The 16,917-nt window shown below is 48.6% G+C and carries 14 protein-coding genes and 1 other RNA gene; 6 read left to right on the plus strand and 9 right to left on the minus strand.

The features are described 5' to 3' along the window. Nucleotides 1-185 precede the first annotated feature (185 nt). Nucleotides 186-839, plus strand: a complete 654-nt coding sequence (locus AK963_RS05870; protein WP_066014535.1) for a class I SAM-dependent methyltransferase — start codon at nucleotides 186-188, stop codon at nucleotides 837-839. Nucleotides 840-1,160: 321 nt separating this feature from the next. Here the strand turns inward: AK963_RS05870 and dnaJ are convergent, their stop codons facing one another. The 3 genes from dnaJ to grpE form a co-directional block, all read right to left on the minus strand. Continuing rightward, nucleotides 1,161-2,303 (minus strand): molecular chaperone DnaJ, encoded by a 1,143-nt coding sequence (gene dnaJ, locus AK963_RS05875; RefSeq protein ID WP_066014536.1) that lies wholly within the window; start codon nucleotides 2,301-2,303, stop codon nucleotides 1,161-1,163. A gap of 585 nt (nucleotides 2,304-2,888) precedes the next feature. Continuing rightward, nucleotides 2,889-4,823, minus strand: coding sequence for a molecular chaperone DnaK (gene dnaK / locus AK963_RS05880; RefSeq protein ID WP_066014537.1), 1,935 nt, complete (start codon nucleotides 4,821-4,823; stop codon nucleotides 2,889-2,891). A 209-nt stretch (nucleotides 4,824-5,032) separates the two neighbouring features. Then, nucleotides 5,033-5,638 carry a nucleotide exchange factor GrpE gene (gene grpE / locus AK963_RS05885; protein WP_066014538.1) on the minus strand — a complete coding sequence of 202 codons (606 nt, stop codon included), beginning with the start codon at nucleotides 5,636-5,638 and terminating at the stop codon, nucleotides 5,033-5,035. Nucleotides 5,639-5,873: 235 nt separating this feature from the next. Here grpE and recN point away from each other — a divergent pair, with 235 nt between their 5' ends. Next, entirely contained in the window at nucleotides 5,874-7,574 is a 1,701-nt protein-coding gene (gene recN / locus AK963_RS05890) for a DNA repair protein RecN (RefSeq protein ID WP_066014539.1), read from the plus strand. 78 nt (nucleotides 7,575-7,652) lie between these two features. On the opposite strand, the gene fur is transcribed toward recN, so the two are convergent. Then, a complete protein-coding gene (fur, locus tag AK963_RS05895) occupies nucleotides 7,653-8,060 on the minus strand; it encodes a ferric iron uptake transcriptional regulator (protein ID WP_066014565.1) in 408 nt (135 codons plus the stop codon). Between the two features lie 123 nt (nucleotides 8,061-8,183). On the opposite strand from fur, the gene AK963_RS05900 reads away from it, so the two are divergent. After that, nucleotides 8,184-8,558: an outer membrane protein assembly factor BamE gene (locus AK963_RS05900; protein ID WP_066014540.1), complete on the plus strand. Its 375-nt coding sequence runs from the start codon at nucleotides 8,184-8,186 to the stop codon at nucleotides 8,556-8,558. Between the two features lie 50 nt (nucleotides 8,559-8,608). Here the strand turns inward: AK963_RS05900 and AK963_RS05905 are convergent, their stop codons facing one another. From AK963_RS05905 to AK963_RS05915, 3 genes are all read right to left on the minus strand, one after another. Continuing rightward, entirely contained in the window at nucleotides 8,609-8,932 is a 324-nt protein-coding gene (locus AK963_RS05905) for an RnfH family protein (RefSeq protein ID WP_238593651.1), read from the minus strand. Then, nucleotides 8,925-9,356, minus strand: a complete 432-nt coding sequence (locus AK963_RS05910) for a type II toxin-antitoxin system RatA family toxin (protein ID WP_066014541.1) — start codon at nucleotides 9,354-9,356, stop codon at nucleotides 8,925-8,927. The genes AK963_RS05905 and AK963_RS05910 overlap by 8 nt, the downstream gene beginning before the upstream one ends. A gap of 69 nt (nucleotides 9,357-9,425) precedes the next feature. Further along, complete coding sequence (locus AK963_RS05915) at nucleotides 9,426-10,784, minus strand: sodium-dependent transporter (protein ID WP_066014542.1); 1,359 nt, start codon at nucleotides 10,782-10,784, stop codon at nucleotides 9,426-9,428. Nucleotides 10,785-11,308: 524 nt separating this feature from the next. Between AK963_RS05915 and smpB the strand changes: the two genes are divergently transcribed. Together smpB and ssrA are read left to right on the plus strand one after the other, a co-directional pair. Beyond that, entirely contained in the window at nucleotides 11,309-11,788 is a 480-nt protein-coding gene (smpB, locus tag AK963_RS05920) for an SsrA-binding protein SmpB (RefSeq protein ID WP_066014543.1), read from the plus strand. 347 nt (nucleotides 11,789-12,135) lie between these two features. Next, nucleotides 12,136-12,501: a transfer-messenger RNA gene (gene ssrA, locus AK963_RS05925) on the plus strand. 93 nt (nucleotides 12,502-12,594) lie between these two features. Here the strand turns inward: ssrA and AK963_RS05930 are convergent. After that, nucleotides 12,595-13,002 (minus strand): hypothetical protein, encoded by a 408-nt coding sequence (locus AK963_RS05930; protein ID WP_066014544.1) that lies wholly within the window; start codon nucleotides 13,000-13,002, stop codon nucleotides 12,595-12,597. Nucleotides 13,003-13,204: 202 nt separating this feature from the next. Here AK963_RS05930 and AK963_RS05935 point away from each other — a divergent pair, with 202 nt between their 5' ends. Further along, complete coding sequence (locus AK963_RS05935) at nucleotides 13,205-13,621, plus strand: (deoxy)nucleoside triphosphate pyrophosphohydrolase (protein ID WP_066014545.1); 417 nt, start codon at nucleotides 13,205-13,207, stop codon at nucleotides 13,619-13,621. Between the two features lie 29 nt (nucleotides 13,622-13,650). Here AK963_RS05935 and AK963_RS05940 read toward each other — a convergent pair whose 3' ends face one another. After that, the gene (locus AK963_RS05940) at nucleotides 13,651-16,830 is read right to left on the minus strand and encodes a DUF3427 domain-containing protein (protein ID WP_066014546.1); all 3,180 of its coding nucleotides are present in this window, start codon (nucleotides 16,828-16,830) and stop codon (nucleotides 13,651-13,653) included. Nucleotides 16,831-16,917 lie beyond the last annotated feature (87 nt).

Raw genomic sequence — 16,917 nt, forward strand, 5'->3', positions numbered from 1 at the left:
ACTCCACAAGGCTCATGCCTTTCTGAAACTGGATTTTGTTTTTGGCCATGACACGTCTCCTAATTCAAGGAAAACCAGTGTCGTAAGTTTAGACGAGAAGATAGCTTAGGTTAGGTGGTAATCAGGATTTTTTTTGTGTTTAAATAATAGCTGCTCTATTTGGATTTTAACCAGGGGGGAACGTTTTGGACGACCAGCAGCTTCAGGCTCTTGCACTTCAGCTTTCCTGTCCTTCAGATAAAGAGGGCAAAGCCCTTGCTGAAGAGATGAACGATGTTAATGCCTTTATCACGGAGCGCAGTATTGAGCAGCTTGCACCTGCTGCTGGTGAGTACATAGTTGAAGTAGGGTCGGGTAACGGTATGCTTTCACTACCTATTGTTAAAGCACTGGGGGGGAGTGGAACTTATATTGGTTTAGAGCTATCTGCTGATATGGCTCGTGAGGCAGAAGCAAACCTGATGAATCATCAGTCTGAAACGGTAACGATCCTCAATAGTGATGTGATGAGTGCAGCCATTGAACCAGCGTCAGTGGATGGCCTGATTGTGGTTAATACGCTGTATTTTCTTGATGATCTGGATGCTTTATTCCGGAATATCAAAAAGTGGCTGAAGCCTGGCAGTCGAGCTGTTTTTGGCATTCGCTCCGAGCAATGCCTTAAAGCGCTACCTTATACCCGGTATGGGTTTCATATACGCCCTCTAGCAGACATCAAGGAATCGTTACTGGCCAATGGTTTTAAAAGTGTTAGCTCCAGCTATTTTGATGAAGGCGTTACTCAGCTGGAAGGGCTGGAAATCAAACTCGATTCCCTGATTATTAAAGCGATTGTGTGATGTTAAGCCTTTGTCCTTCAGGTATTTCTCACTTCCCGCCGTGTGGCAGGATGAAACCTATCCGGTATATCGTCTAATCATCAGAGAGAAAAATAATACCAATTAAATTTTCTAAACCCGTTGTGAGCATGGTGATCCGGGTAGGAAGGCAAGGCAAAGTGACGAGTCATAGCCGAAGCTATGGCAAGGAGCTTTAACGTAGAATTTCTGTCCGGATCAACAGCGCAATAGGGATTTAGAAAATGCAATTGGTATAAACTGAGGGGGAAATAAAAAAGCCCCTGAGTTCAGGGGCTGATTCTTAGCGAAGGGAACTGGAGATCAGGAAGTCATATCATCAAAGAACTTTTTCACGCCATCGAAGAAGGACTGCTTTTTAGGCGACTGGTGACCGGCACCTTCTTTTTTGAAGGTGTCATCCAGCTCCTTGAGCAGCTCTTTCTGACGCTCGGTCAGTTTCACTGGCGTCTCAACCACAACGCGGCACATGAGATCACCGGCACTGCCACCACGCACAGGTACAACGCCCTTGCCGCGCAGGCGGAACAGCTTGCCGGTCTGTGTTTCTTCAGGAATCTTCAGTTTCACTCGACCTTCAAGGGTCGGAACTTCCAATTCGCCGCCCAGTGCTGCGTCCACAAACGTAATGGGTACTTCGCAGTACAGATGCTTGCCATCACGCTGGAAGATCGGATGATCGGCAACACTGACCTGAACATAAAGATCACCAGCAGGGCCACCATTGCTGCCGGCTTCGCCTTCACCCGCGAGGCGGATGCGGTCGCCAGTATCAACACCCGGTGGGATTTTAACAGACAGTGTCTTGTATTCCTGAACGCGGCCTTCACCGTGACAGGCATGGCAGGGATCTTTGATCATCTTGCCAGTGCCGCGACAGTCAGGGCAGGTCTGTTGAACAGAGAAGAAGCCCTGTTGCATACGCACCTGGCCAATGCCCCCACAGGTGGTACAACCAACAGGCTGGGTGCCTTTTTTCGCGCCGGAGCCGTCACATTCAGTACAGCTGACCAGAGTAGGAATACGAATTTTCTTGGTGACACCGCGAACGGCTTCTTCAAGGCTGAGTTCCAGCTGATAGCGGAGATCTGCACCACGCTGGACGGAGCTGCGGCTGCGACCACCGCCAGCACCGAAAATGTCACCAAAGACATCCCCGAAAATATCACCGAAATTGCCACCGGCAAAACCGCCAGCACCGCCCATGCCGCCCATGTTCGGGTCAACACCGGCATGGCCATACTGATCGTAGGCCGCTTTTTTCTGGCTGTCGGAAAGAATTTCAAACGCTTCGTTAATTTCCTTGAAGCTCTCTTCCGCTGCTTTATCACCCGGGTTACGGTCCGGGTGATGCTTCATGGCCATACGACGATAGGCCTTTTTTATGTCCTTGTCCGAAGCGCTCCTGTCTACACCCAGCACTTCGTAGTAGTCGCGTTTTGACATCAGATAAACCCTGAGCTACCTGCATTCACCAGTCGAGCATGAAAACACAGAGCTAACTGGATTCATGGTCAAGTCTGACAAAGCCATCATTTTTGATATATACGACAACGCGGGAGTTAAACCCATCGTGTCTTCTGGGGTCGTATTGCACTGGTAACCTGAACTGAAATCCATCGTTAATGCTACTTACCATAGTGGCGACTATGACTCGTTGCTTCGTTGTCTTTCAGTTCAGCTAACCGTATACGAGGTTAGAAGACTTGATCGGTATTAATCCCGCGTTGTGACCCAGGGTCTGTTGGCGCTTCGTTGCTCGACTCAGTGATTCAGAAAACCGTCATATGCGCGAAAGACTTGTGCAGTTCGTAGTTAGTCTACGTCAAGCAAGTCTGACAATGCAGATGGCGCTTTTCTGAACCACCCATAGGGCGAATCAGGGCGCCCCTATGACTTTGTTGCAGCATTTTGAAAGGCAACCAGCCTTCCTGCAATGCTGCGCCTCATCATAGGAGCGCCCTGATTCGCTGAGTACGCAACGAAGCGTCAACAGACCCTGATCATCAGTCATTGATGATCGATTTGGTCTTACTTCTTGTCATCCTTTACTTCTTCAAACTCAGCATCAACGGCGTCGTCAGCAGCATCCGCTTTCTGACCAGCACCGGCGTCAGCCTGGGCTTCGCCCTGCTGTTGCTGAGCTTCAGCATACATCTTCTGGGCCAGACCTGCAGACGCTTCAGACAGAGCCTTGGTCTTGGCTTCGATTTCTTCCTTATCGTCACCTTTGACAGCAGCTTCAACGTCTTCGATAGCCTTGGTGATAGCAGCCTTCTCTTCTTCAGTGGCCTTGTCACCAGCTTCTTCAAGCGTCTTGCGGGTAGCGTGAGCCAGACCATCAGCCTGGTTACGGGCAGCAGCCAGTTCTTCGAACTTCTTGTCGTCTGCCGCGTTGGCTTCAGCATCCTTGACCATTTGATCGATTTCTTCGTCAGACAGACCAGAAGATGCCTTGATGACAATAGACTGTTCTTTGCCAGTTGCCTTGTCTTTTGCAGAAACATTCAGAATACCGTTAGCATCCAGGTCGAAGCTGACTTCGATCTGTGGCATGCCACGCGGTGCTGGAGGAATGTCTGCCAGGTCAAAACGGCCCAGGGACTTGTTATGAGCAGCCTGCTTACGTTCACCCTGCAGAACGTGAATGGTTACTGCACCCTGATTGTCATCAGCCGTAGAGAACACCTGAGACTTTTTGGTCGGGATGGTGGTGTTCTTTTCGATCAGCGGAGTCATTACGCCGCCCATGGTTTCGATACCCAGGGTCAGCGGAGTTACGTCCAGCAGCAGAACGTCTTTAACGTCACCAGCCAGAACCGCTGCCTGAATGGAAGCACCCATGGCAACCGCTTCGTCAGGGTTTACGTCCTTGCGAGGCTCTTTACCAAAGAACTCGGCCACTTTCTGTTGAACCAGTGGCATACGGGTCTGACCACCAACCAGGATAACTTCGTCGATGTCAGACAGGTCGAGGTCAGAGTCTTTCACCGCGATACGGCATGGCTCCAGGGAGCGGGCAACCAGGTCTTCTACCAGAGATTCCAGCTTGGCACGGCTGACTTTAACGTTCAGGTGCTTAGGACCGGTCGCATCGGCAGTGATGTAAGGCAGGTTGACGTCAGTCTGCTGAGTAGAAGACAGTTCAATCTTGGCTTTTTCAGCGGCTTCTTTCAGACGCTGCATGGCCAGTGGGTCACCTTTCAGGTCGATGCCCTGGTCTTTCTTGAATTCGTCTGCAAGGTATTCGATCAGGCGCAGGTCGAAGTCTTCACCACCCAGGAAGGTGTCACCGTTGGTGGCCAGTACTTCAAACTGGTGCTCGCCGTCTACGTCAGCGATTTCGATGATGGACACGTCGAAAGTACCGCCACCCAGGTCATAAACCGCGATGGTCTGGTCGCCTTTCTTCTTGTCCATGCCGTAAGCCAGCGCGGCAGCCGTTGGCTCGTTGATGATACGCTTAACGTCCAGACCCGCGATACGGCCAGCGTCTTTGGTCGCCTGACGCTGAGAATCGTTGAAGTAAGCAGGAACGGTAATAACAGCTTCAGTCACTGGCTCGCCCAGGTAGTCTTCAGCCGTTTTCTTCATCTTCTTCAGAATTTCGGCAGAGATCTGAGGTGGGGCTTTCTTGTCACCCTTAACCTCAACCCATGCGTCGCCGTTGTCCGCTTCGACGATTTTGTAAGGAACCATCTTGATGTCTTTCTGAACGACGTCGTCTTTGAAGCGACGGCCGATCAGACGCTTGATGGCAAACAGGGTGTTGTCAGGGTTGGTAACCGCCTGGCGCTTGGCTGGCTGGCCTACCAGAATTTCGCCATCGTCGGTGTAGGCGATGATGGAAGGCGTAGTACGTGCGCCTTCTGCGTTTTCAATAACTTTGGATTTTTCACCGTCCAGGATAGCCACACAGGAGTTGGTGGTACCCAGGTCAATACCGATAATTCTGCCTTTACTCATTTTGAGTCTCTCCATCGCCCATAATCAGGGCGGAAAACTTTGAAATCTTTGTTCGCTTCCCAATGGTTTCAACCGACGTTGAGCCTGGTGAAACAGCGTTTAGGTGGTGATTACCACGATCTTGGTTTGCTATATGGGAGCGGCATTTTCTTTTTCAAGGGGCTGATTCAAGATTCTCGTCCTTGAAACAACCCGACAGCGAGATTTATTTAAGCTGCTTTGGAAACCACAACCATGGCAGGTCGGATAACTCGACCGTGCAGTGTGTAGCCCTTCTGGAAGACGTTCATCACCGTGTTTGGTTCCATGTCCGGGTTTGGCACCATGGAGATGGCCTGATGGAAATTCGGGTCGAACGGCTGGCCTTCAGGGTTAACCTGCTCAACATTGAATTTTGCCAGGGCATCCAGCAGCTGTTTGTAGGTCAGGCGCATGCCTTCGAGCATGGTTTCATGCTGACCTTCACCCTGTTCTGCGCTCTCAATGCCTTTTTCCAGGCTCTCGACCACAGGAATCAGTTCGTTGACGAACTTCTCCAGTGCGAACTTGTGCGCTTTCTCGACGTCCTGCTCTGCGCGTCGCTTGGTGTTCATGGCTTCGGCATGGGCGCGCAGAGTCTGATCCTTGGCCTGAGCAAGCTGCTCTTCCAGTTCTTCAATACGTCTGGCGGTATCGTCGATGGCCTGTGCTTCAATTTCCGGAGCTTCCTCCAGAATAGGGTCAACGACGGCTGCTTCAACATCTGCAGAGGTTTCAGCCTCAGTGGCTTCAGGTTTCTCGACCTGATCTTCTGCTTTGGTGTTTTCTACAGTCATTCCAACGTTTCTCCGGATTTCAATCCAGCCTGATGTGCCGGCTGGAACGTGTCTTCGTGTTTTGAGCCGTGGCGCTTCTGTATGGCCCCAGGGCGAAAGTAAATATCAACTGATAGCCTAATATGGGGGTCATGGCAGCTTATTCAAGGGGAAATTTTCTTTACCAATTCGGGTTTTGAGTTTACTGTATAAATAAACAGTAACCCGATATTCAATTGGGATCGTGAGAGCTGCCATGCTGAACCAAATTTCCATCAGCAACTACGCCATCGTTGACCACCTGAACCTGGACATCAATCCCGGAATGACTGCCATCACCGGCGAAACCGGTGCCGGTAAATCCATCATGCTGGACGCCCTTGGGCTGGCCCTGGGAGGTCGGGCTGACAGCGACTGTGTGCGGGATGGTGCTGACCGGGCCGATATCCGTGTCTGCTTTGATCTTCAGCGCATACCTGCTGCCAGAGAGTGGTTGCAGGAGCGGGATTACGATGGTGAGAGTGGTGGCCGTAATGAATCATCCACTGCGGAATGTATTCTTCGCCGGGTTGTCACCCGAGAAGGGCGCTCCCGCGGTTATATCAATGGCATACCCGTTACGCTTTCGGAATTGAAGGGTTTGGGGGAACTGCTAATTGATATTCACAGCCAGCATGCCCACCAATCACTATTGAAAAAGAGCAATCACGCCGAGCTGCTGGATGAATTTGCCGGTTCGTTGGCACTCTCTCGAGAAGTTTCAGGGATAGCTGCGGATTATCGCCAGACCCGAGAACAGCTACATACATTATTATCGGATCAGCAGGATAGGGAAGAGCGGGTTCAACTGCTGAGTTATCAATTGAATGAGCTGGAGCAGTTAAGCCTTCAGCCCGGTGAAGTTGAGCAATTGGAGCAGGAGCATCGCCAGCAGTCTCAGGCCGGTGCAACCTTATCGGCCTGTCATCAGGTCACCCAGGTTTGTACCAGTGATGATGGAGATAACCTGCTGCAGCAGCTTTCTTTCTGCCTGCATCGCCTCAGTGAATTGCAGATTGAACATGCGGCCATCAATAACTCTCTGGATATGCTGTCATCTGCTCAGATCCAGGTAGAAGAAGCGGTTGGCGAGCTGAATCATTTTATTGATCACTTTGATGCTGATCCGGAAAGAGCCCGTGAAATTGAAGACCGGCTCAGTGCTATTTTTGATCTGGCCCGGAAGCACCGTGTCCAGCCAGAAGAGCTGCTGGAAAAACAGCAGCAGATCAGCGAAGAACTGGAAAAAGTTCAGTGTCATGACGAGCAGGTAGCCGGTCTGGAACTTTCCCTGGAACAGCAGCAGAAAAAACACAATCAGTTGGCAGAAAAGTTGTCGGCCAAGCGCAGAGCAGCTGCTCGAAAACTGGAAAAGCAGGTGTCTGAACGGATCGCATTGTTGGGCATGCCCAAGGGTAAATTCTGCGTCGAGCTGACAGAAATTCCCGATCGTACCGTTGCTTCTCAGGGTTTTGAATCCATTGAGTTTCTGGTGACCACCAACCCGGGGCAGTCTCCGCGCCCTCTTGGAAAAGTGGCTTCCGGTGGAGAGCTTTCCCGTATCAGCCTGGCGATTCAGGTGATTATTGCGCAAACCGCGTCAACCCCAACGCTGGTGTTTGATGAGGTGGATGTAGGAATCGGAGGTGGCACTGCAGAGATCGTGGGCAGTATGCTGAGAGAAGTGGGTAAAAGCGGACAGGTGTTGTGTGTTACCCATCAGCCTCAAGTGGCCTCCCAGGCTCATCAGCACCTTCACGTCAGTAAAAAAGTCAGCCGTAAAACGTCCAGTACCCGTATTCTCAAGCTGGACGGCGAACATCGTGTCCACGAAATTGCCCGAATGCTGGGTGGTGTGGAACTGACCGCGCCGACGTTGAGTCACGCCCAGGAAATGCTCTTTCAGGCTCAGGCATAAAAGAAACCCCCGGCAAATGTCGGGGGTAATCTCAAAGGTTAGAAAGCCTGATTACTTCTAGTCTTCTTATTCTGATGTTTATTTTTTCTTCTTTGGTCGTACATAGATCACCAGATTGTGATCCACGATTTCAAAACCGTGTTCTTCAGCAATGGCGTGCTGACGCTTTTCAATCTCTTCGTCAATAAACTCGATAACGTCTCCGGTTTCCATGCACACCATATGGTCATGGTGCTCTCCGCGGGAGAGCTCAAACACGGAGTGACCGCCATCAAAGTTATGGCGAACCACCAGACCGGCACTCTCAAACTGGGTCAGCACCCGGTAGACTGTTGCCAGGCCCACATCCTCTTCCGCTTCCAGCAGAGCCTTGTACACATCTTCCGCCGACATATGCTTGTCTTCGGCGCCTTCAAGGATCTGCAGAATCTTCACTCGAGGCAGGGTGACTTTAAGTCCTGCTTTGCGCAACTCTTGATTTTCCAACACGTTTCCCTAACCCTTTGCAAGATAATCCTGCTATTATCACATTTTCGTGCAGCTTTTTCATTTTGCTCTGCGAGCAGGCTGCTAGTCATTTTTGAGCAAGATAGTGGAAGTCTGAAACCGATGCAAAAAACCACGATCGCCCTGGCCGCCTCGCTTTTTTCAATCACCCTTCTGACAGGGTGTGCCAGCTCCACGGACAGTGGTTCAAAGCTTATCAGTTTCCCCGGTGCCTATAAAATTGATATTCAGCAGGGAAATGTCATTACCCAGGAAATGGTTGACCAGCTCCGTCCGGGTATGACCCGTGCTCAGGTGCAGTATGTTATGGGTACTCCCCTGCTGGAAGACACCTTTAACAGCCATCGCTGGGATTACGTCTACAGCCTGCAGCCCGGTGGCAAGAGCCGTGAACAGAAAACGGTAACGCTGCTTTTTGAAAACGACCAGCTCCGCTCTATCCAGGGTGACCTCAGACCTGGGACTAATCAGCAGTAATCACTGCTGATACTATTTAATCCGGAAGAACACTCTCAGTTCTTGCTTTCCTAAGCTGACTTCTTCTGTTTTGCCTGTTCAGCCCTGCGTTTGCGAACCTCTTTGGGGTCGGCAATCAAGGGGCGGTAAATCTCTACCCGTTCGCCTTCTCTCAGCGCCTGCTCTCCGGGCTTTAATACAGCCTTGCCAAAGATGCCCAGCTTCGCCTCATCCAGGTTAATCTCCGGAAAGTAATCGATGATGCCTGACGCTCTAGCTGCATCGAGGACAGTCGTTCCCTCTTTGACCTTCAGCGCAATAATCTTCTGTTCATGGGCTCTGGCATAGGCCACTTCCACGTGGATAGTGGGTTCATCCATTAACATCTTAGCCATAAATCTGCTTCGCTCTCTTGCCAAAGGCATCCACCATGGCGTTCATCATCTGGCCGATCAGTCCTCCCAGCGTTGCCTGAGTCAGCTTGTTGCTCATCTCAAACTCAAGCTCCAGAGATACCTTGCATCCATCGTCGCCCAGGGGCTGAAATGTCCAGACACCGGATAAGTGTTTAAATGGCCCTTCCAGCAGTTGCATCTCAATAGACTTCCCGGGGATCATTTTGTTCCTTGTCGAAAAGCTGTGACGCAGGCCCGATTTGGCCACTTCCAGGGTAGCTTCCAGCTGCTCACCTTCCTGACGGTCAATGCGGCCACCGGCACAACCCGGCAGAAATTCTGCATACGACTCAATATCACTGACCAGATCATACATCTGTTCAGCGGAATACATGACCAGTGCGGAACGGGAAATCCTTGGCATAGAAAGAGCCTTTCATAAAAAAGGCCGGATAGGATAACCCATTCCGGCCCTCGGATTAATAGACAGTATTTAGAACAGGGTAGTAATCAACACCGTCAACACACACAGCGGTACGATCACACGAATCATGGCGCGCCACAGATTGAAGACGCCCACGCTCAGGCCCAACTCTTTCATCAGCGTAGAGCGCTTCATTACCCAGCCCGCAAAGATAGAGATCAGCAGGCCACCTACAGGCAGCAGGATATTACTGGTGAAGTAATCCAGCAGATCAAAGAAGTTCTTGTCGAACAGTGTGAAGGTCAGGTCACCGCTCATGGAGAACACGGTACCCAGGCCAACAAACCAGATGGCCGCACAGAGAATCACCGTCGCGACGGTACGGCTCAGCGGTGTGCGCTCGATCAGCCAGGCCAGAGCCGGTTCAACCAGGGAGATAGCAGAGCTCAGTGCAGCGATACCTACCAGAACAAAGAACAGGAAGCCAAACAGCTCACCCATGGGCATGTGCACAAAGGCAGCCGTCAGGGAAACAAACAGCAGGCCAGGGCCAGCAGAGGGTTCCAGACCGTAAGCAAAGACGATTGGGAATACAATCAGGCCGGAGATAATGGCCATCAACGTATCCAGGGCAGCAACGTTAATCGCGGTTCTTGGAATCGAGTTATTGGCCGGCATATAGGCGCCATAAGCCATCAGGCAGCACATACCCAGGCTAAGGGTAAAGAACGCCTGACCTAATGCAGCAACAAAGGCTTCACCGGTAACCTTGGAGAAATCCACGGAGAACATAAAGTCAAAGCCGCGCATAAACTGCCCGGTTTCCAGCATGCTGTAGCCCAGCATGACCAGCAGCAATGCAAACAGGGCGGGCATCATCACCTGCAGACCTTTCTCAAGGCCTTTGTGGATACCACGCGCCGTAATCACCAGGGTGATCACCATAAAGGCGGTGTGCCAGAAAATCTGACGTGGGGCAGACGACACAAGTCCACCAAAAGCGTCGCCAACCTGATCGGTGGTCATGCCACTGAACGCTCCGGTCACAATGTCCCAGGCATAAGAAAGGGACCAGCCAGCGATCACACTGTAGAAAGAGAGAATCAGGAAGCCGGCGAGCATACCCATCCAGCCGATAATGCCCCACAGTTTGGAAGCGCCCAGGTCACTGGTCAGCTTGCGAATGGCATTAAGGGGACTAAGCCGGGTATGACGGCCAATAGCCGTTTCCGCCATCAGCAGTGGGACACCCATAATGGCGATACACAGCAGGTAAAGCATAACGAAGGCGCCACCACCGTATTGTCCGGCGATGTATGGAAATTTCCAGATGTTGCCCAGACCGATAGCAGAGCCTGCCGCGGCGAGCAGAAAGGTCCAGCGATTAGCCCAGGTTTTTTTCGATGCCGTTGGATTTTGTCCAGACATGAGTTCCCCAATGAGTCGAATTATTTTACTCAGAGGCCGTTTGAAAGGCAGGTATGGTCAGACAACACAGAATAATAATTATTATGGATAACACGCTGTGATACAGCAGAGACCATCTTTATCAATCATGGCCAGTTGTCGAAAACCAGAACAGTCACACTGCATTTCAGACGGCTTCTTGCTTCTTGAACAATTGCCACGCGAGATTTTCACGGGAACAGCACAATCCCGGCAAACCTCCAAACCGAACAATCAGCGATAAAGACTACCTCAGATGAAACAGCCTGCTGATGGAAGAGCGGAGAAGATCAGACAGGTTTGGTCGCCATTGTACCGGTTAGGCACTACATCTCAACCGTTTTTGCCGTCTAATCGGTCAAAATAGAGTTTTTTGAATATTGTGGTTATTAAATGCAGAAATATTCACTATGCTAAACATTCGTTGATCCGGCGCTATTGTCGAAACCGGTCCGGATCCCCCAGAATTAGTGACTTTACGATAAGCTGCTCCTATAATCCGCGCCATGGCAAAAAGTTCAAAGAAAGGCAAACAGGGCGATTCATCCATCGTCGTCAACAAGAAAGCCCGTCACGATTTTCACATCGACGAGACTTTCGAAGCAGGCATTTCCCTCGCAGGATGGGAAGTGAAAAGTCTCCGGCAGGGCAAAGTCCAGCTGATAGACAGTTACGTCCTGCTGAAAGATGGCGAAGCCTGGTTGATTGGCGCCCAGATCACACCGTTGATCACCGCATCCACTCATGTTGTGGCGGATCCTCTGCGTGACCGTAAACTGCTGCTGAACCGCAGAGAACTGGCAAACCTGTTCTCGGTCACTCAGCAGAAAGGTCATGCCTGTATCGCGACCAAACTCTACTGGAAAGGCCACCTGGTCAAATGCCAGATCGCGCTTGCCCGCGGTAAGAAAGAGTTTGATAAGCGTGCAGCCACCAAAGAGCGTGAGTGGAACATTGAAAAGCAGCGGGTCATGCACCGCGGCTGATAACCTCCTTTCTTCATCTTCCTTCTGATATTACGGTTTCTTAAGACTTCATTCCCATAACCATTCGACACTCTCAAAACCGGAAGAGGCCTTGGGGCTACGATGCACCCTTTTATACGCTTAGTGCTCTTCGTGTTCTTTGTGGTTCCCCAGAAATACTTTCGAGATAATCATTTCTCTCTTTTGACTCCATTCTGGTTCAGAAGTCTGTATAGAAGACTTTTGCAGTCTTTTTCCAGAAAAATTTAACGACAATGGCATTTTTTGCAGTGTAAAAGTACTTATGTACTAAACACAGTTGCTTTTGTTATTCGCTTTTGGCATAAATACGACAGAGTTTTGTTACTGGGGGCGATCAGGATTCGACGACGGTTACGAAACCTAAGGTGCATGTCGAGGGCGTAGCGGCTCTCGTAAATCAAAACGCTACAAACGTAGAGTTGCTAACGATAATAGCTTCAACGGAGCAATGGCTGCCTAATAACAGCCTTCTCCCGATCATTCTGTCTTGTCTGTTGGGTGGAAATTGATCGTTACCGAAAATAGAATCGCCACATCGGTCTTCCTGGAACCGGTGGGTTAAATCTACAGGATCGCGCAGTGTCACCCTGACCGTTGGGTCGTTCTGCGTTAACTTAATAACGGAAACTAAGCATGTAGAGCCGAAGGCGTAGAGCTGGCGGACGCGGGTTCAAGTCCCGCCGCCTCCACCAAATATGAGCCCCGTAGATCATTGATTTACGGGGTTTTTCTTTTTGTGCTGTTTGCTTAGATTGGTGAAGTGTCGAAAAAGTGTCCAGATTATTTTAATTCCAGTCAGTGGATGTATGAACTGGTGACCAGCCAGCACAATAGACTTTATCGTTTTGGATAATTGATAAGTATTTCTTTTGGGCAGAGCGTTCGTTTTCGAATATCTCATACTGATCATAAAGGTTTATATCGCCCTCATACAGTTTGGTTGACCAGTACACGACGTATGTTTGCTCTATCAATGGCTCGAGTTTTCTGGGTAAGCCTATATCTGTTGAAAGAGCATATTGATAGACAGCTTCTTCGGGAGAGGTACGTTGTCTCCAAAGTTCCAATGACTCACGGTTGAAGTCAGGGAAAATGAACTCATGATCAAAACTATACTCATCACAGTATTCCTTGAGTAGGTTTCGGTAATGATTTAGTGTCATAAAGGAGTGTATGGGTTTACGAATTTTCATGTTTTTCTCTTATTTGTAGAGTGTACTCCAGAATAGAAGCCATAAAGCCTCAACAAAGGGCTAGGATGTTTAAGTTCTATTTGACCAGAATCAAAATGTCGTTCTCTTGGCTTAAGTAAAAGTATTTGAGTTCATTTGTGTTATAGCCAGCTAGTTATCTTGATATCTATACTTGTATTTTGAATAACTAAGGAGTTTATGAGTGAAGAAAACCATTAAAGTGGTTGGAGCAATTATTCGAGATGATAGTAATAGAGTTCTTTGTGCCCTACGCTCATCACAGATGAGCTTGCCCAACCTTTGGGAATTTCCTGGTGGAAAAATTGAGGAAGGTGAACAACCAGAAGAAACCCTTTGTCGAGAGATTCGTGAAGAGCTTTCCTGTGATATAGAAGTGGCGGGTATGGTCGAAAATACCACACACGATTATGGTGGTTTCATCATTAATCTACGTACATTTCATGCCAAAGTGGTTGGAGGTGAGCCGGTTGCCAGCGAACACGCTGCATTATTATGGCTGCCAGTGAGTAGCTTGCAAAGTTTAGTTTGGGCTCCAGCTGATATCCCAGCTGTTGACCGGTTGGTCGTTCAGCAACAGGAAGCTGCAACCCTTTCTTGAAGAATGGCCTGAGATCTCAGGCCAGATGCTTACTCAGTAAGGTCTTCAAAAATATTCAGCGGTACGGCGTTCTGTAATTTCCAGACGATGCTCATGGGCTTGTCTCCCGAGCTGCTGACATAATCAACCTGTCCAAGATACATAAAAGGTAAGGTTATGTTGTACTGCTTGACTTGCTTTCGAACAAAAAGGTGGATCTGGTAGTTTTCCTGTTTATGGTGGATGAAGTGCTGACCAACGCTTGAGCTGTGCGATGTCTGGTTCTGGCTTTGCCAGTGGAAGGTCCTGGGATCCATAAAGTAATCTTTATAATGAAGATGGGCATCGACATCTTCGTCTTTATTTAAATTAATAAACAGAAAGTAGTTCTGGCCTATCCGTTTTACGCCTTCACGCCAAGTTCCCCGCTTTGCAGTGTCGCCAGAAAGGAACTGAATATCGTTCCGAGTATAGTTCTGGTAGCGAATAAAGCGCTCACCCTCAGCCAGGAACGCTTCAGGTTTAAAGTGACGCCTGAAGAATTTTAAACCATAGTTTATACGCTCCCGGATATAGCTTTGTGCAAATTGGGTGCTATGAATCAAAGCAATGATCTGGCTGTCTATTTCCAGGGCACCATTATTTATGGAGCCAAAAGCCCATGTCATTTTTCCATGACATAGAGTCAGGGACTTCATTGCTGACGTGATCAACGCTTCATGCTGCTCGGTGCGTATACTTTGGTTAAAATAACGAGTTAGCTCATGAATAATGTCATCAGTATTAATTATCGCGCGTTTTTCTTCCGTGGCTAGGTGCAGGGCAATAAATTCATAAGGCCACTTCAATGGGCACATAGCTTCCAGTCGTTCAGCGACCTCTTGGAGAAGTTGGTTTTCCTGAAGCTCAGGCGGATTACCTTCTTTATCATGACACTGATTTTTCGTATTAAAGAGCGAGCCAAACTTTGAAAAGAAGAAATTTGGGTTTGGGGCATTTTCAGATGTGTAGAAGTCCATTAATTCAGGTGAGACACCGAGATCCTTTTTGAATTGGATATACAGTTGTTTTAGATATTCAGCTCTATCCAGACGAATGCTGTCCAGCTTGGAAATTATCTTCTCTTTGGCAACCTCATCCAGCTCTACATAGCAGCCTGCGGGTAAATCTGCAAATTCATTGGTAACTGCTCTTTTTAGTGTTTCTTTATCGAAATCCCTTCGACCACTTTCCCCACTCAGAGCCAGAGGTACCATGTAAGAGTTCTGATAATTTCCAATGAAATCCAGAACGGTAACGTACTCCTTTCCTTCTGCTTTCCGTAGTCCTCGTCCAAGTTGTTGAATAAAAATGGTGGATGATTCAGTGGGTCTCAAGAACAATAATAAATTCACCTGAGGAATATCGACACCTTCATTGAAGATATCAACAGTAAAAATTGCTTCTAAGGGGTGGGTAATATCTTGTAAATTTTTGATTTCTCTCTGGCGCTTCTGAGGATCAGAGAGACCGGTTAAAACGGTGCTATTTATACCTCGCTCATTGAATGAACGACTCATAAACTCCGCATGGGCTCGATTTACACAGAATCCAAGTATGCATCGACGTTGGCCATGAAAGCTGAATTTGCGAATCTGCTCGATAATGTAATTAACTCGCTCTGGAGTGTTGAGTTTATTGACCAGCTTAGCTTCAATAAACTGACCGCCAGCTTGCTTTTCTATCTGGTCGTAGTCAACGGTTTCATCTGCCACTCCGAAATAGTGGAAAGGGGCTAGCAAGTCGAGCGATAGAGCTTCTTTCAAGCGAATATCGCAGACAATATTATAGTTGCATAGCTTGAGAACATCTCTACCGTCCATACGTTCGGGTGTGGCTGTCATTCCGAGCAGGAATCTGGGCGTAAAATAGTTGATAATTTTTTGGTAGGTACCAGCTTGCGCATGGTGAAACTCATCAACGACCATGTAGTCAAACGTATCTGGCGAGAACTGTTGCAGATTGCTGTCTCTGAATAAGGTTTGTACGGTACTGAAGATAAATTGTTTGTCGGTTTCTTTACTTTTTCCCGTAAACTTGCCACAGAGAGCCCTTGTGCCAAATACGGTGGAGAAGGCTTCGATTGCACCTTCCAAAAGTTCATCCCGATGGGCAATAAACAGAACCTGCTTCGCATTGCATTGGTGAGCATCAAATGCTGCGAGAAACGTTTTTCCAGTACCAGTTGCGGCGATAGCGACCGCACGACTTTCACCTTTTTGGCGAGACAGAGCCAAGTTATCAAGCGCCTGCAGCTGCATTTTATTTGGGCTGATGCTCAGTGGAGTATGGTGTTTTTTTGGCAACTGGCTTTGCTTGAGAAAATCAAATGTGCTTTTGGTTTTGACTTCCTCTGCTGCGTGTTCTGAAAGGTACGCTTCGTATCGCTCAATAAAGCTGTCAGTTAGAGGAACAGAGTCTTCTGAGTCCCAGAGGGATTCAAAGCGGGTAATGGCTTGATCATAGATATTAGAAGAGCTGGAACGAGGGATCTTTACATTCCATTCTTCACCACTTTTAAGTGCTGCATGGGAGATATTTGATGACCCTATCAGGGCGCAGCTATTAGTGTGTGTTTGACGCTCAAAAAGATAGGCCTTTGTATGAAAAGACTCTCTGCCTGCAGAGTATACTCGGGTTTCTATGTGCGGTTGCTCAATGAGCTTTCTGAGTGCAGAGGGCTCAGTGATATTCATATAAACGGAGGTTAGAATCCGTCCCTTTTTTCCCCGCTGACGAAAGTATTCTAGAGGGCTTAGTAGTAGCTGAAGGCCAGATGAACGAATGAAGCTCACCATGAAATGAAAGTGGTCTGAGGTCTGCAGCTCGAACTTGAGATTCTTAAAAAAGTTGCTTTTTGCCGTTTTGTCATTTGTTATCAAAGAGGGAGAAGTTAAGGAAAAGTCATCATAGAGTGGTAACTGAAGGCTCTCATCTTCTGAAAAAAGTACACGGCGTAACGGTAGGCTTAAGTTCTTTGAACCAGAATCAATCGTTGTGGCAATAAGTTGTGTCAACTGGATGCTGTCTTCAAACTGGTCTGCATTAGCAAAATGAGACAACTTATCTGAGAGTTGGGTGCAGATGTATTGGGTAAGGGCAGTCACATAAGCATTAGCAGGGACTTTAAAAGTTCGCTGGTTCTCAGGATACGCTTTGCTGTCAGACTGAAGCTCTTCGGAAATGGACATTGGAGACTGAGATATTGAATGTAAAGCATTATGGTACCAGGAATAAATTTATATGGTATTCGTTTGGACTAACCAAAAATGCTGACC

The sequence above is a fragment of the Endozoicomonas atrinae genome (genome assembly GCF_001647025.1).
Lineage (GTDB): Bacteria > Pseudomonadota > Gammaproteobacteria > Pseudomonadales > Endozoicomonadaceae > Endozoicomonas > Endozoicomonas atrinae.

What these genes read in the sequence shown, in the direction of transcription:
- AK963_RS05915 (WP_066014542.1), bottom strand. Translation starts at nt 10,784, where the DNA reads ATGTCTGGACAAAATCCAACGGCATCGAAAAAAACCTGGGCTAATCGC.
- AK963_RS05900 (WP_066014540.1), top strand. Translation starts at nt 8,184, where the DNA reads ATGCAAAAAACCACGATCGCCCTGGCCGCCTCGCTTTTTTCAATCACC.
- AK963_RS05930 (WP_066014544.1), bottom strand. Translation starts at nt 13,002, where the DNA reads ATGAAAATTCGTAAACCCATACACTCCTTTATGACACTAAATCATTAC.
- AK963_RS05905 (WP_238593651.1), bottom strand. Translation starts at nt 8,932, where the DNA reads ATGGCTAAGATGTTAATGGATGAACCCACTATCCACGTGGAAGTGGCC.
- grpE (WP_066014538.1), bottom strand. Translation starts at nt 5,638, where the DNA reads ATGACTGTAGAAAACACCAAAGCAGAAGATCAGGTCGAGAAACCTGAA.
- AK963_RS05940 (WP_066014546.1), bottom strand. Translation starts at nt 16,830, where the DNA reads ATGTCCATTTCCGAAGAGCTTCAGTCTGACAGCAAAGCGTATCCTGAG.
- dnaJ (WP_066014536.1), bottom strand. Translation starts at nt 2,303, where the DNA reads ATGTCAAAACGCGACTACTACGAAGTGCTGGGTGTAGACAGGAGCGCT.
- smpB (WP_066014543.1), top strand. Translation starts at nt 11,309, where the DNA reads ATGGCAAAAAGTTCAAAGAAAGGCAAACAGGGCGATTCATCCATCGTC.
- AK963_RS05910 (WP_066014541.1), bottom strand. Translation starts at nt 9,356, where the DNA reads ATGCCAAGGATTTCCCGTTCCGCACTGGTCATGTATTCCGCTGAACAG.
- recN (WP_066014539.1), top strand. Translation starts at nt 5,874, where the DNA reads ATGCTGAACCAAATTTCCATCAGCAACTACGCCATCGTTGACCACCTG.
- dnaK (WP_066014537.1), bottom strand. Translation starts at nt 4,823, where the DNA reads ATGAGTAAAGGCAGAATTATCGGTATTGACCTGGGTACCACCAACTCC.